The following is a 24436-nucleotide window of genomic DNA, read 5'->3' as shown; positions in this document are numbered from 1 at the left end:
TTAGTAGCGAATTTTCGGGTCAATCATTGCAAGTAAAATATCTACAATCGCGTTGAATAGAATGAATAGGAAACCAATCAGAATGGTTACCCCCATTACTAGCGAGTAGTCACGGTTAAACGCAGCGTTAACGAATAGTTTACCAATACCAGGCAGACCAAAAATGGTTTCGATAACAACGGAACCGGTGATGATACCTACGAAAGCTGGACCCATGTAAGAAACAACAGGGAGAAGTGCCGGCTTAAGAGCGTGTTTGATAATGATATAACGGTAACTTAGACCTTTAGCACGTGCCGTACGAATAAAGTTACTGTTTAGGGTTTCGATCATCGAACCACGCGTAATACGAGCAAAGGTAGCAACATACAGTAGCGACATACCAATAACAGGAAGCACTAAATACTGCCAGCTACCATCTTGCCAACCGCCCGCAGGGAAGATATTCCAGTGAAGCGAGAATATGTAGATAAGCGCAGGCGCTAATACGAAGGATGGCATTACGACACCAAGCATCGCAGTCGACATAATGGTGTAATCAATCCAAGTATTTTGCTTGAGCGCAGCAATGGTACCGACGGTAACCCCCATTATCAAAGTAAAGATAAAGGCGATGAAGCCCACTTTAGCCGAAACAGGTAAGGCAACCGCGATCAGCTCGTTTACTGAGTAATCAAGGTATTTAAATGACGGTCCGAAATCGCCTTGGATAACATTGGTCAAATACGTGGTGTATTGTTCAAATACAGGTTTATCCAAGCCATATTTAGCTTCGATATTTGCCATTACTTCGGGTGGCAATGGACGCTCTGTCGAGAAAGGGTTTCCCGGTGCAAAGCGCATAAGAAAGAAAGATACGGTGATCAAAACCAACATTGTTGGGATCGCCTCAAATATCCTTTTTGCGATGAATTTAAGCATAAACTCACTCTTTCAGTCTGTGACAGTTAAATTAAAGAAGTCGTCCAATTCTTTTGGACTAAAGATAGGCGCTACATGCAATTTCTCACATGTAGAGCCTCATTTTTATAGTTCTATCGAGTTACGAATTACTCTGTGATGTAGAGATCTTTAGAGTAAATCTTGTCTTCCGCGTTATTTACTGGGAAGCCACCAACTTTCGGTGATAGTAGACGTGATTTCACGTACTGGTAGATAGGTGCGATTGGCATATCTTTTGCCATCAACTTCTCTGCTTCTAGGTAAAGCGCTTGACGCTCTTCGTCAGAAGTTGAAGCAAATGCTTTGTTCATGATCGCATCGTACTCTTTGCTGTCGTAGTGAATACCACCAGTAGTGTTATTACTCATCATCAGCGTTAGGAAAGATGAAGCTTCGTTGTAGTCGCCACACCAACCTGCACGAGCAACCTCAAAGTTGCCAGAATCTTTGGTAGATAGGTAAGTTTTCCACTCTTGGTTTTCTAGCGTAACGTCTAGACCAAGTGTCTTCTTCCACATTGAACCCAGTGCAACCGCAAGTTTCTTGTGGTTCTCTGATGTATTGTATAGAAGGTTAAATTCAAGAGGGTTGTCTGCGCCGTAACCCGCTTCTTCCAATAGACGCGCAGCTTCTGCGTTACGCTCTTCTTGCGTCATTTTGCCGTATGCAGGAATTTCTGGGTTGAAACCTGCCGTAATTTCAGGTGTTAGGAAGTAAGCTGGCTTTTGACCTTGACCTAAAATCGCATCGGTCACAATGTTACGGTCAATCGCATAAGAAATCGCTTTACGCACACGAACATCATCAAACGGCTTTTTCTTCGTATTGAAGATGTAGTAGTAAGTACATAAGTTACCGGTTACAGACACTTCTTGTGGGTGCTCTTTCTTCAGACGCTTGAAGTGCTCTGTAGGCAGCTCGTTCGTGAAGTCGATTTCACCCGCTAGGAAGCGGTTCATTTCCGCTACTTGGTTCTCGATTGGTAGGAAAGTAACTTGGTCAAGCGTCGTGTTTTCGTTGTCCCAGTACTGTTCGTTACGTTTTAGAACCAAACGCTCGTTTACAACCCAGTTGTCAACAACATAAGCACCGTTACCTACAAAGTTCTCTGGCTTCGTCCATTGATCGCCGAACTTTTCAACAGTTGCTTGATGAACAGGTTTCACTGTCGTGTGGCCCATCATCATTACAAAATATGGTACTGCAGTATCTAACTCAACCACTAACGTGTGATCGTCAACCGCTTTAACACCTAACTCGCTCTTATCTTTTTTACCCGCAACAATGTCTTTTGCGTTCTTCATCTTGGTGTATTCCATGTACCAAGCATATGGAGAGGCGGTTGCTGGATCGACTGCGCGTTGGAAGCTGTAAACGAAATCACCTGCAGTGACAGGATCACCGTTTGACCATTTTGCGTCTTCACGTAAGTGGAAAGTGTATGTTTTGTTGTCTTCAGTTTCCCAAGATTCTGCAACACCAGGGATAGTGTTACCGTCCGCATCTTGGTTTACAAGGCCTTCAAGAAGATCGCGAATCACGTGGGATTCTGGAACACCTTGAGATTTATGAGGGTCTATTGTCGCAACTTCTGTACCGTTACCACGCACCAATTCTTGAACAGCAGCAAGTTTTGGCTCTTTAGAATCAGATTTAGCTTCAGGGGCTGGAGCCGGAGCAGGCTCAGCAGCTTGTTTCTCCGCAGGCTTTTCACCACAACCAGCTAGAGCGAGAGAAAGACCAGCACCAATAAATAAAGCGCGCGTGATTTTATTCTTATACATGCGTAAAACTCCAAATTTTTTCGTTAGCATCCATGACTTCTTTGTAAGGGCCTGGAACGGTCAGAGTTTTAGATTTTTTTAGTGCACTTTCTGAGCACAAAAGTCTAAAACCTTACAAAGACTGCGGCACACATTAGCAATCATTGAAGTAATTTGCCATAAAAATGTAGCAAAAAAACCAATAATGCTGACTAAACCACACATATCTAGCAGTAAACTCCAACCCCAAAGCATTCACCAGCCAAATAAAGACCAGAAGCGACATTTAACAGGCGAAACTTTCGATTAATCTGAGTTTAAACCATTTACTAGCATCTTATGCTAGATATTTACACATCATTTAACATTTATGACAAATCAAGTCTAACAAATAATTGTTTATATATTGGGCAAAAAACTTTTATTGTGAAGAATATCACCAGACAAAAGATAGGAAATATTGAAACAAAGTGAGCAATACAATGAAGATAAATACAAAAAAAGCTAAGTACCATTAGCACTTAGCTTTTTTCACTAGAATGCGGGTTAGTTCTATTTTTCCCAACGCTGTGCAGCTTGATGATCGGTGTCGCGCGACTCAACCCAACGATCTTCATTCGTCGTACGCTCTTTTTTCCAAAATGGAGCTTGGGTTTTCAGATAATCCATGATGAACTCGCACGCATCAAATGCCGCGCCGCGGTGCGCACTGGAGACGCCCACAAATACAATTTGGTCACCGCTATCCATGTCTCCGACACGATGAATCACGCGTACACCTAATAGTGGCCAGCGAGACTCAGCTTGATCGCAAATGTAGCTCAAGCTCGTCTCTGTCATCCCCGGATAGTGCTCTAGATGTAAACCAATGACATTATCCCCAAGGTTCATATCTCGAACTTTACCAACGAATGTAACGACAGCGCCGGCAGCCGTCCCTTCAGATAGACGTTGATATTCTTGCTCAACCGAAAAGTCTTCAATTTGTACAGAAACACGAGAATCCATCTTAACCCCCAGTTACCGGCGGGAAAAACGCAACTTCGTCACCTGCTTTTACTTGTGTATCCAGAGGGACGATAGATTGGTTCACTGCAGCAAGTAGCTTTCCTGGCTCGAGTGCTAAATCCCACTTGCCATCTTTCTCAGTGCCTTCTTCCACTAGATGTGCACGAATTGATTCAACCGTTTCAAACGGCCCGTCTAACTCAACACTGTCGATGCCAATCAGCTCGCGAGTTTGAGCAAAGAAAAGTACTTTAATCATGATTCCACCTTAAAGTGACCAGATTTACCACCCGTTTTCTCTAATAGACGAACTTGACCAATGACCATGTCTTTTTGTACTGCTTTACACATATCGTAAATCGTTAGAGCAGCAACGGAAGCTGCCGTGAGCGCTTCCATTTCCACACCAGTTTTACCCGCAAGTTTACATACTGATTCGATGCGAACTTTGTTTTCTGCTTCGATAGCTTCCAGTTGAACTTCAACTTTAGAGAGTAGTAGCGGATGACAAAGTGGAACCAAATCCCAGGTTTTCTTCGCAGCTTGAATACCAGCAATACGAGCCGTCGCAAATACATCACCTTTGTGGTGCTGGCCAGAGACAATCAGTTGAAGTGTTTCTGGGGCCATGTGAACAAATGCTTCAGCACGAGCTTCACGAACCGTCTCCGTTTTTGCTGACACGTCAACCATGTTTGCTTCGCCAGAAGCATTGATATGTGTAAATTGGGTCATTGTTTTTCCTTCGCTTTTAGGAAAGGTTATACAGATAGGTGTGGCATGAAGTTACAAGGGCGATGACTTGCATCCAACTGCTGTTTAATAATTTTTGTCCAGCCTGTGCGGCACGCACCAGTTGAACCTGGCATTGCGAAGATCACGGTGTGGTTAGCAAAACCTGCAATCGCACGAGACTGAATAGTTGACGTACCGATCTCTTCGTACGACACCATACGGAACAACTCACCAAAACCTTCAACTTCTTTATCAAATAGAGGCTTAAGTGCTTCTGGCGTGCTATCACGTGAGGTGAAACCTGTACCGCCAGTAATCATGATCGCTTGTACGCTTTCATCAGCAATCCATTGAGAAACAATCGCGCGGATCTTGTACATATCATCAATAACAATTTGCTTGTCTACTACGTTGTGACCCGCTTCTTGAGCATGTTCAGCAAGGTAACGACCAGAGGTATCGTTTTCTTCAGTACGAGTGTCAGATACCGTTAGAACGGCAATATTTGCAGGTTGGAATTTGCTTTCAGCGTGACCCATTTGTTCACCTATTCTCTTAATTAGCTTTGATACGCTTGGTATCGATTCGGAAAAAGTTAGAGCCAGCTTATCAGTGAACTCGCTCTAAAAATTGAATGAAGTTAGCCGCCGATAGACGCGAGGTGTGGCGTCATACCAGTATTGCCATCATGCAAGAAATGGCTTACCGACTTGGTTTGTAACTGCGCCTGGATACGTTCAATAAGCTCACTCTCTTGCTCATCACGTTCCAAAAGATCACGCAATTCTACACCGTGGTCTCCAAACAGACATAGGTGCAGCTTACCCATCGCAGAAACGCGCAGTCGGTTGCAGCTTTCACAAAAGTCTTTTTCATAAGGCATGATAAGACCTATTTCACCCTTGTAATCAGGATGAACAAATACTTGCGCAGGACCATCATTATGCGAGCGCACTTTCAGCAACCAACCATTTGCAATTAGCTGGTTACGAATTGCCACTCCGGATACATGGTGCTTATTAAATAGCTCATCCATCTCACCCGTTTGCATCAACTCAATGAAACGCAGTTGGATTGGACGATCTTTTATCCAGTTAAGAAACGCTGGCAGCTCGTGATGGTTCAGATCTTTCATCAACACCACATTAACTTTTACTTGCTCATAACCGACCTCGAACGCACGTTCGATACCATTCATGACTTCAGTAAACTTATTTTCACCTGTGATTTGATGAAACATACGCGGGTCAAGGCTATCCACACTGACATTAATGTGGGTTAAACCCGCTTCACGCCAATCTGCGACTTGTTTTGCCATGCGATAGCCATTGGTTGTCGTTGCAACTTTTTGAATGCCAGGCGTCGCCGCTACTGAATGGATAATGTCGGTAAAATCTTTGCGTAAGCTAGGCTCACCACCAGTGATGCGCACTTTTGACGTGCCACAATCAGCGAATGCTTTTACGACCCGTTTGATTTCAGGGAGAGATAAAAAAGACGAGTTTTTATTGCCCGAAGGCTTATAGCCATCAGGAAGGCAATAGGTACATTTGAAATTACATACGTCGGTCACAGACAGACGCAAGTAATAAAACTTACGATGAAATTTGTCTTCGAATTGTTGCGCCACGGAACACCTTTCCAAACACGGGAGGCATGGCCATTTCCAATCATGCCCTTGTGACAGTATGCCACTGGCTCAAAACGCTTATCCAAGGACTTAGCAATAGTGAGCTCGGAGTTATGGCAACCAGAGATATGAAATCTCTGATAGCTTTGCGGTGTAAAATACTTAATATTTGTAATGGAATCCAGACTTGAGTGATAAAAAACTCTCTAGAGACACAATTTACCGCTAAGTGAGTACCTTTAAGACACTCCTTAAGATAAATTGTAGCCGTTTTTTATTAGATTATTAGAAGAACATAATGAATATCTACACAGATAAAAAAGTGGTCGCTGTTGGCGGTGGTCATGGCTTAGGTCGAATGCTGGCCGCATTACGAGATTTTGGCAGCAATGCAACTGGGATTGTTGCCACGACTGACAATGGTGGTTCAACAGGAAGAATTCGTCACTGCCAAGGAGGAATCGCTTGGGGAGACACACGTAACTGTATTAATCAGCTCATTACAGAGCCTTCGATCAGTTCTATGATGTTTGAATATCGCTTCAAAGGCACTGGCGAACTTGATGGTCATAATCTTGGTAACTTGATGCTTACTGCACTCGATAACTTATCGGTCAGACCTTTAGATGCCATTAATCTGATTCGCAATATGTTAAAAGTCGACGTTAACATCCTTCCTATGTCCGAACACCCTTCGGATCTTTCCGCGTTATCCGTAGATGGGAAGTGGGTTACGGGAGAAACAAATGTCGACGAAATGAAAGCAGACTTGCGACGTTTGGATCTTTCACCAGAAGTGCCTGCTACCAAAGAAGCCATCACAGCTTTGGCGGAAGCTGACGCGATTATTCTTGGCCCTGGCAGTTTTTTAACTAGTATCATGCCTCCTTTATTGCTGCCTGAACTCGGCAAAGCGATTGCAGCAAACACAAAAGCAAAAGTCATTTTTGTTGCTAACCTGAGTCCAGAATACGGCCCAGCGGGACGAATGACGATGGCTCAAAAATTAGAATGGTGTGAACGTGCCTGTCAAGGAAGAAAAATAGACGTGGTTCTAGCAGAGAAAACCGAGCAAGACGTCTTAAGTCAATGGAATGTAGTGACGGAGTCACTCGCCTCCTCTAACCGAGACTGGCGTCACGATAGAAACAAGCTCAAACTAGCGATTGAAAATCAGCTACAACTTTCTATTTAAGAGCACGTTACCTGGCTAGCGCCCTCTTTTAAGGTGTTTATTGATAATGAAAACCCTTCTGTCATCGAAGGGTTTTAGTTCAGGCATCCAGTAAAAACAGATGTTTACTAAGAAAAAATTGTTAATAGAAAAAATAGCTACTGTCGCCAAGAGCGATAAGCATCTCGAGTTTCGTGCAAAAGATCGAACATAGCCTCTAACTCCTCAGACTCCGCAGTCAACTCACCGGCTTTCGCTTTTTTGTCTATGGACATAGCCAGTTCACAAAGGCGATCTGCCCCAAAGCTCGCAGCACTACTTTTCAACGCGTGGCTGATTTCTTTTGAGTAAGCTAATCGCTCTGCCCCCTGCAGTTGGGATAAGTTCTCGATATAGGTATCCATTTCTCCTAGGAAGATATCGAACAGTACAGGTACGTTGTCACTGCCAATTTCCATCGACAGTTCATCTATTTTTTGCTGATTTAATACATTTACACTCATACTTTTTGCCGCTCTTCCTTGCCGTTCCATGCCTGTAACTTGCGGTAAATCGTCGACGGACTGACATCAAGGTATCCCGCCGCTCGAGGAATATTGCCATCACATGCTTCAATCGCTTGCTCGATTGCCATTTTTTCCGTCATCCATAATGGCATAATCTCAGATGCGGTCATCGCTTTCGGCTCAATTAATTTAGCCACAGACGACGGACGGTCAAGCGGTTGATTCAACGGTGGCGGTAACATGTCCAACGTAATCTCTTTACCGTTGTTTAGAACAACGATATTGCGTAGCACGTTTTGTAACTGACGAACGTTACCCGGCCACTCATAGCTGTTGAATCGCTCGATGACATCAGGCGCAAAACGTATGAAGCTTTTTCCTTCTTCGTGTGACATGTAACCTAGCAGTGAGTATGCAATTTCAATAACATCTTCGCCTCGTTCGCGTAAAGGCGGTAAATGCAAAGGAATGACATACAAACGATAGTACAAATCTTCACGGAATCGACCTTCTTGTACCTCTTTCCAGGGATCACGGTTAGTGGCACAAACAAAGCGCACATCCACGCTCTTCATTTTTGAGGAACCCACTTTTTGGAATGTGCCCGTTTGAATAAATCGTAGCAACTTGGTTTGTAAATCCAAGTCCATCTCACAAAGCTCATCTAGAAAAAGTGTGCCGCCATCCGCTAACTCAGCTGCCCCTTGACGATCATTCGCAGCGCCAGTAAAGGCCCCTTTTACGTGACCAAACAGTTCACTCTCAATCAAATCTTTTGGAATTGCAGCACAGTTAATTGCAATAAAAGGTTTGTCACCACGTTTACTTGCTGCGTGAATAGCCTCGGCACATACCTCTTTACCAGTACCACTTTCACCTGTGATAAAAATACTCGCTTTACTGCTCGCCGCTGAATCTATCGTACGGTAAACCTGCTGCATGGTTTGGCTACTGCCGATAAACCCCTGATAGCTCTGATTGCCTGGATTATCGGCTTCATTTTTTAGCTTGGTCGCTTTACGAATTGCATTGTTAACCGTGACACGTAAACGGTCCGCTTCACACGGTTTAATTAGAAAGTCTTGTGAGCCATGACGCATGGCCTCGACAGCGGTATCGATAGAACCGTGAGCGGTCATAAAAATTATAGGTACGTCGGGATGACTCTTTTTAACGGCATGTAAAACGTCCATCCCCGTCATATCTGGCAGACGGAGATCGAGTAAAATAAGATCTGGAATTCGATGATTTAGGCTCTCAATGGCATCCCTACCTGTGCCGACAATATTGATATCTATGCCAAGCGGTGTCAGGTATGAGCGGTACAGAGCCGCAACAGATGCGGTGTCCTCGACCATTAAAAGGTAACGAGACTTTGGGCCTTCGGGTTTTTGTTGCATAACCTAGCTATTATTTTGTTGTGTTTTAAACAATAATCGCATTACGCTTTGCATTTTGCAAATAACATTAGCTAAATTATGGGCAAAGGAAAAAATTCAAAAATAATATCAATTATTTAAAAAGTGGCACAAACCATGCTGTAACGATAGTGACCCCTCGGGTCACCTAGCCAACTGACGTTGTTAGTGAACGATATGTTCACAAAACAAGCCAATAGACCCGACTGCCTATTGGCTTCTTTTTTTTTACAAGCGACCTAAAATGCTTGGATAGTTAAATCGGTAAGTTTGTTCAACTATTTGCGATGAACTGCGCTCGTAGTTTTTCAATCTCGTCACGCTTTTGTGCCGCTAACTCAAATTCTAAATCTTGCGCATGCTGATACATCGCTGCCTCCAGTCGACTGATTTCTTTTTCTAGCTGCTGAGGGGACAGTGCCTCGTAAGTTTGCGAAGGCTCCGCCACTTTCGATAATGGTACCTGTTTAGTGTTACGCTGGCGTTTAGACTTAGTGATATCGCCAAGTTCCATGATGTCTTTGATATTTCGTTTGAGCGCTTGTGGCGAAATACCCATTTCTTCGTTGTACGCTTCCTGCTTCTCGCGACGACGGTTAGTTTCATCCATCGCCTTTTTCATTGAGTTGGTGATTCGGTCAGCGTATAAAATCGCCTTACCTTCGATGTTTCGTGCAGCACGACCAATGGTCTGAATGAGTGAGCGTTCAGACCGCAAGAAGCCCTCTTTATCCGCATCCAAAATTGCAACTAACGAGACCTCTGGCATATCCAGGCCCTCTCTCAATAAGTTTATTCCCACCAGCACGTCAAATTCCCCAAGACGAAGGTCACGGATAATTTCCACACGCTCAACAGTATCAATGTCTGAGTGTAAATAACGTACCTTAACATCATGTTCGTGAAGGTATTCGGTGAGATCTTCAGCCATTCGTTTGGTCAGTGTTGTAACCAGAACTCGTTCATCTTTAGCAGCGCGAATACGGATCTCAGACAATAGGTCGTCGACTTGGGTCGCCACTGGGCGAACTTCCAACTCAGGGTCAAGCAAGCCTGTAGGACGAACGACTTGATCCGCCACATCACCCGCCGATTTTTCTAGTTCGTAATTTCCGGGCGTAGCAGAGACGAAAATCGTTTGTGGCGCTAGTGCTTCAAACTCCTCAAACTTCAGTGGACGATTATCCAAAGCTGAAGGTAACCGGAAACCAAACTCCACCAGCGTTTCTTTACGCGAACGGTCGCCTTTATACATGGCACCTATCTGCGGTACTGTCACGTGAGATTCATCGATGATCAACAAGCCATCATGAGGTAAGTAGTCAAACAGGGTTGGTGGCGGCTCACCTTCCGAGCGTCCACTGAGATAACGAGAATAGTTTTCGATACCGGAGCAAAAGCCCAACTCATTCATCATTTCGATATCGAATTGAGTGCGCTGGCTAATTCGCTGCTCTTCCAGTAGCTTGTTGTTATCTAGAAGCTGCTTTTTGCGCACTTCTAGTTCGACTTTAATATTTTCAATCGCTTCAAGAATGCGATCTCTTGGCGTGACATAGTGCGTCTTGGGATAGATGGTATAGCGCGGCAAGTCTCGTTGTTTCACCACGCCTGTCAATGGATCGAACACACTGATGCAATCCACCTCATCGTCAAACATCTCAACGCGCACAGCGTCTTGGTCTGATTCGGCTGGGAAGATGTCAATCACTTCACCTCGAACACGGAATTGGCCACGCTCAAATGCAACGTCATTGCGTGAGTATTGCAGCTCTGCAAGACGGCGTAGCATATCGCGCTGGTCAATCACATCACCGCGACGTAGGTGCAGCATCATTTGTAGATACGATTCAGGATCACCCAAGCCATAGATAGCCGATACCGATGCAACAATAATGGCATCTTTACGTTCTAGTAGTGCTTTTGTAGCAGACAAACGCATTTGTTCTATATGCGCGTTAACTGAAGCGTCTTTCTCTATAAAGGTATCCGTGGTCGGAACGTACGCTTCAGGTTGGTAGTAATCGTAGTAAGAAACAAAATACTCAACCGCATTATTAGGAAAGAATGACTTCATCTCACCATATAACTGAGCAGCAAGCGTTTTGTTTGGCGCAAGTAATATTGCAGGTCGTTGGGCTTGAGCAATCACATTCGCTAGTGTGAAGGTTTTACCTGAGCCTGTGACCCCCAACAAGGTTTGATGTGCTAGCCCAGCATCGAGCCCCTCAAGCAACTGATTGATCGCTCCTGGTTGATCGCCCGACGGCTGATAATCGGAGACCAATTCATAGACTTTACTCATACCCTTCCTCAATTTTACTGCGCTTTGGCTGTATATATATACACCTTAGCTAATGAAATCTACGTCTATCGAGAATTTAACCATCATTGTTAATAAATTTTCTTGTTTGTCTAGAATGCTATAGCCATACAAAAGTGACTCTGATATAGTACTTCGCCCTAGTTGAAGAGCTACACACATTCTTCACATTATAGTTTCCACAACTTTTCCCCAAAAATTAGCTTAAAACTTTCTTATCCCCAAAAGATTGATTTTTATCCACTTTGAATACCTTTTGATTAACATCGATAAACCTCTGTTTTATTTGCTTATTTTACGCATAACTCTGACTAAAGATTCATTAAATAAAAACTTAGTTGCATATCAATTTTCTTTACCCAGATCTCATCAACATACTTATCCACAAATTTAGTGGATAACTAACCTCGAGCCTTTACTGGCAAGCCATACAGAAAAGTAAAGCCCTTAACTCAATATTTTTTTCTAAAAATGTATTTTTTTACTGTTGACAGTAGTTTGAGTGCTCGGTAAGATTCGTCCCGCTTTCAAGCAAAGCAATTCCTCCTTAGCTCAGTTGGTAGAGCGACGGACTGTTAATCCGCAGGTCGCTGGTTCGAGCCCAGCAGGAGGAGCCAGATTATAGAAAAGCCGTGTCGCAAGACACGGCTTTTTTTGTATCTTAATCGCCATGAAATCTAAGCCAATCTAGGCGTCATAAAATCACACCGAAATAAGTTCAAATTACAGAACTCATAACATTGTCATAGATAGTGTTCTCACAGTACCACACATTTAATTCTGTCTCTTTTCTAGCAAAAAACAATCATAACCAATTGAATCTATTATTAATGCAATTTAATCATTGAAAAAATGAAAAGCATTCATTTTACTCATACCAAATAAATCCATACGATTAAAAGGGTTAAGAATGGTTCCGTCCTACTCGTCGCCTCCATTCTAATTATCAATAACTTAGGGATTTACTTATGACTATTCCGACAACTGACATGCTAGATGCATGGGCTGGATTTACTGCTGGTGAATGGCAAAACTCTGTCAACACTCGTGACTTCATCCAAAAAAACTATACACCCTATGAGGGAGACGAGTCTTTCTTAGCCGAGGTTAGCAAATCCACTTCAGCATTATGGAACCAAGTGCTTGAAGGCATAAAACAAGAAAGCCGCACACACGCCCCTATTGATTTTGACACAGACTTGCCCTCAACAATCACTTCCCACGATGCAGGCTACATCAACAAAGATCTGGAAAAGATCGTTGGCTTACAAACTGATCAACCGCTAAAACGTGCAATCATCGCCAATGGCGGGATTCGCATGGTAAAAAACTCGTGCGAAGTTTATGGCCGCGAATTGGATCCAACGGTTGAAAAAATCTTCACTGAATACCGTAAAACTCACAACAAAGCGTGTTTCGACCTTTACACCAAAGAAATTCTAGCCTGTCGTAAATCCGGCATCATCACGGGCCTTCCTGATGCTTATGGCCGTGGTCGTATCATTGGTGACTATCGCCGTCTCGCCCTATACGGTATCGACTTCTTAAAAGCAGACAAAAAAGAACAATACAATTCAACACAAACGTTCTTAGAACAAGGCAACGATCTTGAGAAAACACTTCGTCTTCGCGAAGAAATAGCCGATCAAGTTCAAGCACTTGAAGACATTCGTCAAATGGGTCTGAAATACGGCATTGATATGTCGCTACCTGCAAAAACAGCACAAGAAGCGATCCAATTTACCTACTTTGGCTACCTAGCGGCGGTTAAATCGCAAAACGGCGCAGCAATGTCACTGGGCCGTACTTCGACTTTCCTAGACGTCTATCTAGAGCGCGATATCGCAAACGATTTGATTGATGAATCACAAGCGCAAGAAATGATTGACCACTTCATCATGAAGCTACGCATGGTTCGCTTCCTACGCACACCAGAATACGATTCATTGTTTTCTGGCGACCCAATCTGGGCAACCGAAGCCATGGCAGGTATGGGTGTTGATGGCCGTACACTAGTATCTAAAACGACATTCCGATACTTACATACGCTACATACTATGGGCCCTGCTCCTGAACCAAATATGACGATTCTTTGGTCAGAGCAATTGCCTGAAGCGTTCAAACAATATGCTGCAAAAGTGTCGATTGATACCTCTTCGGTTCAATACGAAAACGACGATCTAATGCGTCCTGATTTCGACAATGACGACTACGCGATTGCCTGTTGTGTGAGCCCGCAGGTTGTTGGTCAGCACATGCAATTCTTTGGTGCACGTGCCAACCTTGCAAAAGCACTGCTTTACACCATCAATGGTGGTATCGATGAAAAATCGAAAGCGCAAGTGGGTCCGGTAGTGGACAAAGTTCAAGATGAAATTCTCGACTTTGACGCTTTGATGCCTCGTTTCGACAATATGTTGGAGTGGCTAGCAACGCAATACGTCACAGCGTTGAACATCATCCATTATTCGCATGACCGTTACCGCTACGAAGCATCACTGATGGCATTGATGGATCGCGACGTGCACCGCACGATGGCGTGTGGTATTGCAGGTCTGTCTGTTGTTGCAGACTCTTTAGCAGCAATTAAATACGCAACCGTGAAACCCGTTCGTGATGAAGATGGCATCGCCGTTGATTTTAAAATCGAAGGTGATTATCCAAAATTTGGTAACAACGATGCCCGTGTTGATGACATCGCTTGTGATCTAGTTGAGCGCTTCATGAAGAAAATTCAGAAGATGCACACCTACCGCGAAGCAGTGCCAACTCAATCGATTTTAACAATCACATCTAACGTGGTTTACGGTAAAAAAACGGGTAATACACCAGATGGCCGTCGCGCAGGTATGCCTTTTGGACCGGGTGCAAACCCAATGCACGGTCGTGATGAAAAAGGGGCGGTTGCGTCTCTGGCATCGGTTTCTAAATTACCGTTCGCTTACGCTAAAGATGGTATTTCTTACACTTTCTCAATTGTGCCTAACGCATTGGGTAAAGATGACTTGAGTCAGAAGAAGAACCTAGCTGCGCTAATGGATGGTTACTTCCATCACGAAGCAAGCAACGAGGGCATTGCGATTGAAGGTGGTCAACACCTTAACGTCAACGTTCTAGACCGAGAGATGTTATTGGATGCGGTTGAACATCCAGAGAAATACCCTCAGTTGACGATTCGAGTGTCTGGTTATGCGGTACGTTTTAACTCTCTAACGACAGAGCAACAGCAAGACGTCATCACTCGTACCTTCACGAGTAAGATATAAACACAGTCCATCAAGCACTCAGAAAGTTTAAATAATTAGCTTGTAAATATACATTGCCCGCCTCTCTTTTCTACCTGGGAGAGGCGGGCTTTTTTTAAAATCACACATTAGATGAAAATTAATAGGTAGTATCCTCTCGCTAACAATACATTCAGCAAACGATTCAATTTCTTATTGATTCATCAAAATAGATCAAATAGACGACTATTTTTCCATCGTGTATGTAAAACCACATCGTTCACTGGTTGTTATTGGTGTCACAAAACACGATAATATCAAGATCGGATTTTAAGAACGTAATAACTATGACCGAATATGTTTTGTTGTTGGTCGGCACTGTGCTGGTGAACAACTTTGTACTGGTGAAGTTTTTGGGCCTATGTCCTTTCATGGGTGTGTCCAAAAAACTGGAAACAGCAATAGGTATGGGCTTAGCGACAACTTTTGTGCTAACGCTCGCGTCAGTGTGTGCGTATTTAGTGGAAAGCTACATCCTTCGTCCACTAGGTATTGAGTACCTTCGAACCATGAGTTTTATTTTGGTGATAGCCGTTGTGGTGCAGTTCACCGAAATGGTTGTGCACAAAACCAGCCCGACGCTTTATCGCTTGCTTGGCATTTTCTTACCGCTGATCACAACAAACTGCGCAGTATTGGGCGTGGCACTTCTTAACATTAATGAAAACCATAACTTTATTGAATCGATCATCTACGGCTTCGGCGCCGCTGTTGGTTTCTCATTGGTGTTGATACTTTTTGCATCCATGCGAGAGCGCATAGCCGCCGCCGACGTTCCTGTACCTTTTAAAGGTGCATCAATAGCAATGATTACAGCAGGTTTAATGTCACTCGCCTTTATGGGCTTTACAGGTTTGGTGAAGTAAGCGATGAGTACGATTTTAATTGCGATTATCGCGTTAGCGGTTCTGGCTGCGATTTTCGGCGCGATACTTGGTTTTGCTTCTATTCGCTTTAAAGTTGAAGCGGACCCTATTGTGGATCAAATCGACGCCATTTTACCGCAAACTCAATGCGGTCAATGTGGCTACCCTGGTTGCCGTCCTTATGCTGAAGCAATTGCAAATGGCGACCACATCAACAAATGTCCCCCTGGAGGCCAGGCAACAATCGAAAAGCTCGCCGACTTAATGGGTGTTGAGCCAGAAGAATCTGCGCACGATCTCGACAGCAAAATTCCAACCGTTGCGTTTATTCATGAAGACATGTGTATTGGCTGCACTAAGTGTATTCAGGCGTGTCCGGTGGATGCAATTGTAGGCGGAACAAAGGCGGTCCATACCGTAATCAAAGACGAATGTACGGGCTGTGACTTGTGTGTTGCCCCATGTCCGACTGATTGTATTGAAATGATTCCTGTGGCAACGACCACAGAAAGCTGGAAGTGGCAACTTCACTCCATTCCAGTACTTAACATTACGGATGCTGCCGACAATGCAGCGAACGTGAAAGATTCAATTAAGTAAGGTTTCACATGTTGTCTTTGATTGAACAAATTCGTACAGGCGCGCTTTGGGATTTCCCAGGTGGTGTGCATCCGGCAGAAAATAAAAAGCAGTCCAACAAAACTGAACTCGCTCATGCGGCTATCCCGTCAGAAATTGTATTGCCGCTAAAACAGCACATTGGTAAAGCGGGTAACCTACTGGTTGCCGAAGGTGACTACGTATTAAAAGGTCAGCCATTAACGCAATCGGAGACCGGCTTTACGGTTCCAGTGCATGCTCCAACATCAGGTACGCTCACCGCGATTGAGCCACGAACTGTCGCGCACCCTTCTGGGTTAAGTGAGTTGTGCGCAGTCATCACGCCTGATGGGAAAGATGCATGGTGTGAAAGAAACCCCGTCGCAGATTACCAACAAGAAACCCCTGACGCACTGATTGATATTATTCGTCTCGCTGGTATTTCTGGTATGGGTGGCGCAGGCTTCCCTACTGCAAAAAAAATCCAATCAGGTTTTGCTCGTACCGAGATTCTTATCGTTAATGCAGCAGAGTGCGAGCCATACATCACGTCTGATGACAAGCTCATGCAAGAACATGCCGAAGAGCTTATTCAAGGTATCGAAATTGTCGAACATATCCTGACACCAAAGCTCACGATTATTGGCATTGAAGACAACAAGCCAGAAGCAATCAAAGCGCTAGAAGCTGCGGCTATAAACAAAGATATCGTTATTCGCGTTATCCCGACTAAATACCCTTCTGGCGGTGAAAAACAGCTGATCAAAATTTTAACCAATAAAGAAGTACCAAGTGGCGCGATTCCAGCCGATATTGGTATTTTGGTTCAGAATGTTGGTTCTCTTTACGCTATAAAACGCGCAGTCATCGACGGTGAACCGATGATAAAGCGCATCGTGACTCTCACTGGTAAAACCTTCAAACAACCACGCAACGTTTGGGCATTGTTAGGGACACCAGTACAAGCACTGTTGGATGAGTTTGGCTATAAAGCAGATAAGAAGTTACAGCGTTTAATTATGGGTGGGCCAATGATGGGCTTTACCCTTCCTCACTCCCAAGTGCCGATTACCAAGACAGCAAACTGTATCCTTGCTCCGACTCGTCGTGAGATCTCTCCGCACCAGTATGAGATGGAATGTATTCGCTGTAGCCAATGTGCAGAAGCGTGCCCTGCTTCGCTGCTGCCTCAACAACTGCAATGGCATGCAAAAGCTGAAGAGTATGACAAACTCGAAGAATTAAACTTAAAGGATTGTATCGAGTGCGGCGCTTGTGCGTTTGTATGTCCAAGTGAAATTCCGCTCGTACAGTACTACCGCCAAGCGAAAGCAGAAATTAGAACTAGAACACAAGAAGCGGAAGCTGCAGAGCGAGCAAAAGTGCGTTTTGAAGAGAAAAAAGCGCGTATGGAACGCGAAAAAGCAGAACGTGAAAATCGCTTCAAGAAAGCTGCCGATCAGCGCCGTAAAGAGATGAAGTCTTCTGGCGGCGATGATGCGATAGCAGCAGCAATCGCACGAGTGAAAGCTCAAAAGACAGAAACCACAGAAAAAACAGAGCCAGCAGTAAAACCAGCCGTAGCGGCAGCCATTGCCAAAGCGAAGGCGAAACAAGCGGCAGCAGCTAAAGCAGGCTATAGTGAACCTGATAACTCAGAAATGGCAAAACTGCGCGAAGAGCGCAAACGTCTTGCTCGCGAACGGAAAGCGCAAAAAGAACAAGGCGAAACGCCAGACAATAACGCTGATGATAAAAAGTCGGCAGTTGCGGCCGCCATCGCCCGAGCTAAAGCGAAAAAAGCACAACAAGAAGATTCAACTGAATCTGTAGAATCGGAAACGTCTGCACTGCAAGACAGCGATCCGAAGAAAGCCGCGGTTGCTGCTGCCATTGCACGTGCCAAAGCACGTAAAGCGAAGCAAGCAGACTCAACTGAAGCGGAAGAAGCTGACGCACCTGATGAGCAAACCGACGATCCGAAAAAAGCCGCAGTTGCCGCTGCAATTGCTCGAGCCAAAGCGCGCAAAGCTAAGCAAGCAGACTCAACCGAAGCGGAAGAAGCTGACGCACCTGCCGAGCAAACCGAAGATCCGAAAAAAGCCGCCGTGGCTGCTGCGATTGCACGTGCCAAAGCACGTAAAGCGAAGCAAGCAGACTCAACTGAAGCGGAAGAAGCTGAAGCACCTACTGAGCAAACCGACGATCCGAAAAAAGCCGCCGTGGCTGCTGCGATTGCACGTGCCAAAGCGCGAAAAGCGAAGCAAGCAGACTCAACTGAAGCGGAAGAAGCTGACGCACCTGCCGAGCAAACCGACGATCCGAAAAAAGCCGCAGTTGCCGCTGCAATTGCTCGAGCCAAAGCGCGCAAAGCGAAGCAAGCAGACTCAGCTGAAGCGGAAGAAGCTGAAGCACCTGCCGAGCAAACCGACGATCCGAAAAAAGCCGCCGTGGCAGCTGCCATTGCACGTGCCAAAGCACGTAAAGCGAAGCAAGAAACGCAAACTGAGCCTGTTGAAGACGCAACTTCTGAAGAACCAGAAGTGGATCCGAAGAAAGCCGCGGTTGCCGCAGCAATTGCGCGCGCGAAGGCTCGTAAAGCGAAACAAGCAGACTCAACTGAAGCGGAAGCAGCTGAAGCACCTGCCGAGCAAACCGAAGATCCGAAAAAAGCCGCCGTGGCAGCTGCCATCGCTCGAGCCAAAGCGCGCAAAGCGAAGCAAGAAACGCAAACAGAGCCTGTTGAAGAAGCAACCTCCGAAGAACCAGAAGTGGATCCGAAGAAAGCCGCGGTTGCCGCAGCAATTGCGCGCGCGAAGGCACGCAAAGCGCAACAAGAAGCTAATAAAAATAATACTGAGGAGAACGAGTAGTGTCGTTTTTTATTGCCAGTTCACCGCATACCCACAGTCGTCGTAATACGCCAGACTTAATGAAATGGGTGGCACTTTGCGCACTTCCAGGTTTAGTAGCTCAAACCTACTTCTTTGGCTGGGGTACGCTGATTCAGCTGATTTTTGCCATTGCAGTCGCTGTATCCCTTGAAGCCTTAGTCATGATCTGTCGTAAACGCTCACCAATGAGAGCGCTACGTGATAACAGTGCAATAGTTACCGCTTGGTTGTTAGCCGTTGCTATACCACCATGGTCTCCGTGGTGGATTATGGTGATCGGGCTTATTTTTGCGATAGTAATCGCTAAACACCTCTATGGTGGCCTTGGACAAAACTTATTCAACCCTGCAATGGTCGCTTATGTGGTCTTGTTGATCTCTTTCCCAGTACAAATGACGAGTTGGAGTGCACCGACATCACTCATACCTGATCATGTAAATTTTGCAGATACACTCTCTTTAATTTTTACGGGCTATGATTACGACGGCTTATCACTTCAGCAAGTTCGCTCAGGTGTTGACGGTGTGACAATGGCGACACCACTTGATGCATTTAAGACTGGCATTCTTACAGGTGCCACTCCAAGCGAAGTAATGTCGCAGCCGATATTTGATGGCTTAGGTGGTATTGGTTGGCAATGGGTAAACCTTGCTTACCTTCTTGGCGGCATAGTCATGATCAAAAAGCGTATCATCCAATGGTATATTCCAGCAGGTTTCCTTGCGAGTCTGACTCTGTTTAGCCTAGTGTTCACGTTGCTGACGCCAGGGGAAACTGCGTCGCCAATTTTACACTTGTTATCTGGTGCAACCATGCTTGGCGCATTCTTTATTGCAACCGATCCCGTTTCGGCGTCTACCACCGTCAAAGGACGTTTAATCTTCGGTGCGCTTATTGGTGCTTTGGTTTTTATCATTCGCAGTTGGGGCGGTTTCCCAGATGGTGTTGCATTTGCAGTGTTGCTTGCAAATATGTGTGTGCCACTGATCGATTACTACACCAAACCTAGAACTTACGGTCACTGAGGTAAACATGTTAACCGCTATTAGAAAAAATGGTCTGACACTCGCGATATTTGCATGTGCAACAACCGGATTAGTCGCCCTTACTCAGTACCTAACAAAAGACCAAATCAAGGTACAAGAGCAAAAACAATTACTTTCTGTTTTGAATCAAGTCATTCCAGAAAACATGCATGACAACGCACTCACGCAAGCTTGTACAATGGTCACGTCTCCAGATCTGGGGACATTACGTGCGATGCCAGCCTACCTCGCCACGAAGAATGGTGAACCAACAGCAATCGCAATAGAATCTATCGCGCCAGATGGCTACAATGGTGAGATAAAAGTGATTACTGGGATTGATAATCAGGGCAATATTTTGGGGACACGCGTCCTAAACCACCAAGAAACCCCTGGTCTGGGCGATAAAATCGATCTTCGTGTCACCGACTGGATCCTGAGCTTTACAGGAAAACAAGTCACGGAAAACAATTGGAATTCGTGGAAAGTTCGTAAAGATGGCGGCGATTTCGATCAATTTACTGGTGCAACGATCACGCCAAGAGCCGTCGTAAAAGTGGTGCGAAATACCGTTAACTACGTAAACCAATCTCGTGAAGACATTCTTAACCAGCCGTTAGGCTGTGAAGGAGAGCAGTAATGAATGAGAATAAATTACTGATGAAAAACGGTATGTGGAGTAACAACCCCGCTCTCGTACAACTGCTGGGCTTATGTCCACTGCTAGCGGTTTCTTCCACGATAACCAATGCATTAGGTCTTGGTATTGCAACCTTACTCGTGCTAGTTGGATCCAACGTAACAGTTTCTCTTATTCGTAACTATGTGCCAAAAGAGATCCGTATACCTGTATTCGTTATGATCATTGCCTCACTCGTTACCTGCGTTCAGTTGTTAATGAATGCCTATGCGTACGGTTTGTACCTGTCTCTAGGTATCTTTATTCCTCTGATTGTAACGAACTGCATTATTATTGGCCGAGCAGAAGCTTACGCGTCAAAAAATGATGTTGCACCCGCTGCGCTAGATGGTTTGTGGATGGGCCTTGGTATGACGAGCGTCTTGGTTGTTTTAGGTGCCATGCGCGAATTGATTGGTAATGGCACACTATTCGACGGAGCAGACCTTCTCCTAGGAGACTGGGCTTCAGCTCTACGGATTCAAGTTTTCCAATTTGACAATAGCTTCCTGTTAGCGCTTCTCCCACCTGGTGCATTTATCGGTGTTGGGCTGTTGATAGCGCTCAAAAATGTCATAGATAATTCAATTCAGGCACGTCAACCAAAAGAAGAAAAACCAACCATAGAACGTGCTCGCGTCACTAACGCATAACAAGATAAGGCTCTGTCATAGGAGCCTTTTTCATAAACCGCAGAGACGGTATTGGAAGTCAGCAATGAACAAAATAAAAAGAATCGAAATTCTTGAGCGATTACGAGAAAACAATCCGAATCCTCAAACTGAGCTTAACTGGAGCTCCCCTTTTGAGCTGCTAATCGCTGTATTACTATCAGCTCAAGCAACCGATGTAAGCGTCAATAAAGCCACCGACAAGCTTTTCCCTGTAGCGAATACACCTCAAAGCATTCTTGATTTGGGAGTCGATGGCTTAAAAGAATACATAAAGACCATCGGTTTGTTTAACTCAAAGGCAGAAAACACAATCAAGACTTGTAAGATCTTGTTGGAAAAACACAATGGTGAAGTTCCTGAAGATCGTGCCGCGTTAGAAGCGCTACCAGGCGTAGGTCGCAAGACCGCAAACGTCGTGCTCAACACCGCTTTTGGTTGGCCAACTATTGCCGTCGATACGCACATTTATCGCGTGTCGAATCGCACTAAATTTGCGATGGGAAAAACGGTTGATGATGTCGAGCAGAAGCTATTAAAAGTTGTGCCAAAAGAGTTCAAACTCGATGTGCACCACTGGCTCATTCTTCATGGTCGTTATACGTGCGTAGCAAGAAAGCCTCGCTGCGGTAGCTGTATTATCGAAGATTTGTGCGAATATAAAGAGAAAGTATACCCAGATAGCTAATGCTATTTGTAAATCAAAGCTAGGAGCAAAAAATGTCAAACGGTCGAATTCTCCACACTATGCTTCGCGTAGGTGATCTAGACAAATCCATCAAGTTTTACACTGAAGTTATGGGCATGCAGCTGCTTCGTACTAACGAAAATAAAGAGTACGAATACACGCTAGCGTTTCTTGGTTATGGTGACGAATCCCAAGGTGCAGTGATCGAACTGACTTACAACTGGGGTAAAACTGAGTATGACCTAGGTACTGCTTTTGGTCATATCGCCATTGGTGTTGATGATATCTACACAACTTGCGACGCTATCAAAGCGGCGGGCGGTAATGTGACGCGTGAGCCAGGTCCAGTAAAAGGCGGAAGCACGCACATTGCATTCGTAAAAGACCCAGATGGTTATATGATTGAGCTTATTCAAAACAAGCAAGCTTCATCAGGTCTTGAAGGCTAAGCGGCACTTCTAATAATCACTTGTACTGCAAGTTGAACTCCGATTACAGGCAGGTCTGCGATCTGCCTGTCCTTTTATAAACAAAACCCTTTACTTGATAATAGTTATCGTTTAGATTTATCCGCAACTTCGATATGCGGGATTACGATAATGATCAGTGAATGGGAAAAACACACACTTCTAGCCGATACGGCACTTCAACTAGATGACCCTGTTCGCAGCATTCTTCATTACCAGCAAGCCCTAAGCCTGAGTGAAGATATCAGCGAATGTGTGGAAATTGAGGCGGACGAGCGATTATTAATTTCTGTGATTTCTTGTCATAACTTAGCTCAGTTCTGGCGTTGGGCTGGAGATACTGACTATGAACTCAAATACCTTCAACTGGCCTCTGAGAAGGTCTTAACACTTATCCCACAATGCCCAAATAAAGAGTGTGCAAGCTTTATCGACTCGATAGGATGCTGTACTAAGGCGTTGATAGACTTTATGAAGCGTCACCCTAATCCGGCTATTGCCAAACAGGTTGAAAAAATCGATACCGCCACCAATTGCGAAGTCATTGCCAAATTCCGCTTAAACTAACATTCAAATTATACAGCAGGAATCACCGAAACGTGCTTGGCAAAATACCACTAAAATATTATTAACAACGTCAGTAAATCAAAAATGCCGAAGCTTTCAGCTTCGGCGTTTTTATATGCATCACACTTGGGTTCGCCCTAGAGATATCACGACTCGGCGGTTTTTGTCTTTTCCTATTGGCGAACCGTTATCTGCAATAGGACGACGCTTGCCGTACCCTTGCACTTGAATTCGATCTTCCGGTAGCCCTAGAGACTGAAAATAGTCACGAAGTGACTCTGCACGTCGCTCTGATAAACTTTGACTCGCACTTTTACCATCGGTTGAATCTGTGTACGTCGCCACCAGCACGAGATCGATATCTTGATTATGTCGGATATAATCTGCAATTTGTGATAAACGCTTTTTAGAAGCCTTGGTTAACTGATCACCTTGTCTTTCGTAGTGCAAAATCGTAAAAGCAATGTCCTCGAAACTGTATTTCAATAAGTTGGAAATACAGTCGCTAAACGCGTTGTACTTGTTTTGAAACAGTACTGATGACAATGCGACTTCAATTCTCTGATCTCGGCTCTGCCAATCTTGGTAACTAAAAGTCGGATAACGGCCTTTTTCCAGCTCAGACAAAATGCCCCATGCTGTTTGCCCTCCGACATAACCATCAAACTGTTTAAAAAACTTTAAGTTTGTAATTCGATCGGCGTGTTCACCTGGTCGCCAAGGTGGCGGCATAGAAATGAGACTGACGTTACGTGTTTCTCCCATCGGGCGACGCATTTTTAACTCAAAGTCTAAATTGATTTTTTTATTTGCACGAGATGAAAATACCGCATCTCCAAAGCTTGGAATGGGGTGTACAAGCTGACATTCTAATGGTGTATTGACCACCATTTCCCATTGAGATTGCTGTGGAGTTGCAGCATAACGTTTGCCCATCAAAGCGAAGCTGCTTGTGCTAAACAACGAAAATACAACACCACTGGTAATCAGCCATTTCTTCATCTAATACTGTCTCTTAAACGGCAGTCTGTTGCCGTCAATTTGCATCAATAAAATTACTTCAACCGGCATGCAAAAATCTCGCCAATATAGGGTTATCTGTCACACTGCCATTAATGTGAGCCACCGTGTTCCAATCACCTTAACCGCCACTTAGCGTTTTACTTCCTCATGTTTTATCGGTTTACATGATGCAA

Annotated in this window: 22 protein-coding genes, 1 tRNA gene and 1 riboswitch; of the genes, 12 read left to right on the top strand and 11 right to left on the bottom strand. The window is 44.6% G+C overall.

Annotation, left to right across the window (positions count from 1 at the left end):
* The 7 genes from oppB to moaA all read right to left on the bottom strand — a co-directional run bounded on the left by oppB (position 1) and on the right by moaA (position 6078).
* Positions 1 to 921, bottom strand: coding sequence for an oligopeptide ABC transporter permease OppB (gene oppB, locus R7070_RS03440; RefSeq protein WP_005380786.1), 921 nt, complete (start codon positions 919 to 921; stop codon positions 1 to 3).
* A 128-nt stretch (positions 922 to 1049) separates the two neighbouring features.
* On the bottom strand, positions 1050 to 2726 hold the full coding sequence (locus R7070_RS03435; RefSeq protein WP_017633862.1) for an ABC transporter substrate-binding protein: 1677 nt from the start codon (positions 2724 to 2726) through the stop codon (positions 1050 to 1052).
* A gap of 531 nt (positions 2727 to 3257) precedes the next feature.
* On the bottom strand, positions 3258 to 3713 hold the full coding sequence (moaE, locus tag R7070_RS03430; protein ID WP_318141094.1) for a molybdopterin synthase catalytic subunit MoaE: 456 nt from the start codon (positions 3711 to 3713) through the stop codon (positions 3258 to 3260).
* A gap of 1 nt (position 3714) precedes the next feature.
* On the bottom strand, positions 3715 to 3972 hold the full coding sequence (gene moaD / locus R7070_RS03425; protein ID WP_017636051.1) for a molybdopterin synthase sulfur carrier subunit: 258 nt from the start codon (positions 3970 to 3972) through the stop codon (positions 3715 to 3717).
* A complete protein-coding gene (gene moaC, locus R7070_RS03420) occupies positions 3969 to 4448 on the bottom strand; it encodes a cyclic pyranopterin monophosphate synthase MoaC (protein ID WP_053304226.1) in 480 nt (159 codons plus the stop codon). The genes moaD and moaC overlap by 4 nt, the downstream gene beginning before the upstream one ends.
* Positions 4449 to 4474: 26 nt before the next feature.
* Positions 4475 to 4987 (bottom strand): molybdenum cofactor biosynthesis protein B, encoded by a 513-nt coding sequence (gene moaB / locus R7070_RS03415; protein ID WP_005388935.1) that lies wholly within the window; start codon positions 4985 to 4987, stop codon positions 4475 to 4477.
* A 101-nt stretch (positions 4988 to 5088) separates the two neighbouring features.
* Positions 5089 to 6078 (bottom strand): GTP 3',8-cyclase MoaA, encoded by a 990-nt coding sequence (moaA, locus tag R7070_RS03410; RefSeq protein WP_017636052.1) that lies wholly within the window; start codon positions 6076 to 6078, stop codon positions 5089 to 5091.
* A riboswitch (molybdenum cofactor riboswitch) is annotated at positions 6067 to 6201 on the bottom strand. Its footprint overlaps the gene before it by 12 nt.
* Positions 6202 to 6376: 175 nt before the next feature.
* On the opposite strand from moaA, the gene R7070_RS03405 reads away from it, so the two are divergent.
* Positions 6377 to 7273: a YvcK family protein gene (locus R7070_RS03405; RefSeq protein ID WP_005388931.1), complete on the top strand. Its 897-nt coding sequence runs from the start codon at positions 6377 to 6379 to the stop codon at positions 7271 to 7273.
* Between the two features lie 137 nt (positions 7274 to 7410).
* On the opposite strand, the gene luxU is transcribed toward R7070_RS03405, so the two are convergent.
* The 3 genes from luxU to uvrB form a co-directional block, all read right to left on the bottom strand.
* The gene (gene luxU, locus R7070_RS03400) at positions 7411 to 7755 is read right to left on the bottom strand and encodes a quorum-sensing phosphorelay protein LuxU (RefSeq protein WP_017636054.1); all 345 of its coding nucleotides are present in this window, start codon (positions 7753 to 7755) and stop codon (positions 7411 to 7413) included.
* The gene (luxO, locus tag R7070_RS03395; RefSeq protein WP_005380768.1) at positions 7752 to 9158 is read right to left on the bottom strand and encodes a quorum-sensing sigma-54 dependent transcriptional regulator LuxO; all 1407 of its coding nucleotides are present in this window, start codon (positions 9156 to 9158) and stop codon (positions 7752 to 7754) included. The genes luxU and luxO overlap by 4 nt, the downstream gene beginning before the upstream one ends.
* Positions 9159 to 9450: 292 nt before the next feature.
* Positions 9451 to 11481 (bottom strand): excinuclease ABC subunit UvrB, encoded by a 2031-nt coding sequence (gene uvrB / locus R7070_RS03390; protein ID WP_017636056.1) that lies wholly within the window; start codon positions 11479 to 11481, stop codon positions 9451 to 9453.
* A gap of 559 nt (positions 11482 to 12040) precedes the next feature.
* On the opposite strand from uvrB, the gene R7070_RS03385 reads away from it, so the two are divergent.
* From R7070_RS03385 to R7070_RS03335, 11 genes are all read left to right on the top strand, one after another.
* Positions 12041 to 12116, top strand: a tRNA-Asn gene (locus tag R7070_RS03385).
* A 351-nt stretch (positions 12117 to 12467) separates the two neighbouring features.
* Positions 12468 to 14765 carry a formate C-acetyltransferase gene (gene pflB / locus R7070_RS03380; RefSeq protein ID WP_318141093.1) on the top strand — a complete coding sequence of 766 codons (2298 nt, stop codon included), beginning with the start codon at positions 12468 to 12470 and terminating at the stop codon, positions 14763 to 14765.
* A 305-nt stretch (positions 14766 to 15070) separates the two neighbouring features.
* Entirely contained in the window at positions 15071 to 15649 is a 579-nt protein-coding gene (gene rsxA, locus R7070_RS03375; RefSeq protein WP_005380762.1) for an electron transport complex subunit RsxA, read from the top strand.
* Positions 15650 to 15652: 3 nt separating this feature from the next.
* The gene (gene rsxB / locus R7070_RS03370; RefSeq protein ID WP_005380760.1) at positions 15653 to 16249 is read left to right on the top strand and encodes an electron transport complex subunit RsxB; all 597 of its coding nucleotides are present in this window, start codon (positions 15653 to 15655) and stop codon (positions 16247 to 16249) included.
* A gap of 8 nt (positions 16250 to 16257) precedes the next feature.
* Positions 16258 to 19122 (top strand): electron transport complex subunit RsxC, encoded by a 2865-nt coding sequence (gene rsxC, locus R7070_RS03365; RefSeq protein WP_213917063.1) that lies wholly within the window; start codon positions 16258 to 16260, stop codon positions 19120 to 19122.
* Entirely contained in the window at positions 19122 to 20168 is a 1047-nt protein-coding gene (gene rsxD / locus R7070_RS03360) for an electron transport complex subunit RsxD (protein ID WP_033907336.1), read from the top strand. Before rsxC ends, rsxD begins: the two co-directional genes overlap by 1 nt.
* 7 nt (positions 20169 to 20175) lie before the next feature.
* Positions 20176 to 20808, top strand: a complete 633-nt coding sequence (gene rsxG / locus R7070_RS03355; protein ID WP_047103464.1) for an electron transport complex subunit RsxG — start codon at positions 20176 to 20178, stop codon at positions 20806 to 20808.
* The gene (locus tag R7070_RS03350; RefSeq protein WP_005380745.1) at positions 20808 to 21500 is read left to right on the top strand and encodes an electron transport complex subunit E; all 693 of its coding nucleotides are present in this window, start codon (positions 20808 to 20810) and stop codon (positions 21498 to 21500) included. Before rsxG ends, R7070_RS03350 begins: the two co-directional genes overlap by 1 nt.
* A gap of 64 nt (positions 21501 to 21564) precedes the next feature.
* Entirely contained in the window at positions 21565 to 22206 is a 642-nt protein-coding gene (gene nth, locus R7070_RS03345) for an endonuclease III (RefSeq protein ID WP_005380743.1), read from the top strand.
* Positions 22207 to 22238: 32 nt separating this feature from the next.
* Positions 22239 to 22655: a lactoylglutathione lyase gene (gloA, locus tag R7070_RS03340; RefSeq protein WP_017635317.1), complete on the top strand. Its 417-nt coding sequence runs from the start codon at positions 22239 to 22241 to the stop codon at positions 22653 to 22655.
* Between the two features lie 150 nt (positions 22656 to 22805).
* Positions 22806 to 23240, top strand: a complete 435-nt coding sequence (locus R7070_RS03335) for a DUF2753 domain-containing protein (RefSeq protein WP_005384886.1) — start codon at positions 22806 to 22808, stop codon at positions 23238 to 23240.
* A 120-nt stretch (positions 23241 to 23360) separates the two neighbouring features.
* Here the strand turns inward: R7070_RS03335 and motY are convergent, their stop codons facing one another.
* Positions 23361 to 24242, bottom strand: a complete 882-nt coding sequence (gene motY / locus R7070_RS03330; RefSeq protein WP_005384887.1) for a flagellar protein MotY — start codon at positions 24240 to 24242, stop codon at positions 23361 to 23363.
* Positions 24243 to 24436: the final 194 nt, after the last annotated feature.

Source organism: Vibrio sp. 1557, from assembly GCF_033340175.1.
GTDB classification, from domain to species: domain Bacteria; phylum Pseudomonadota; class Gammaproteobacteria; order Enterobacterales; family Vibrionaceae; genus Vibrio; species Vibrio alginolyticus.
This window is presented reverse-complemented; position numbering and strand designations above follow the sequence as displayed.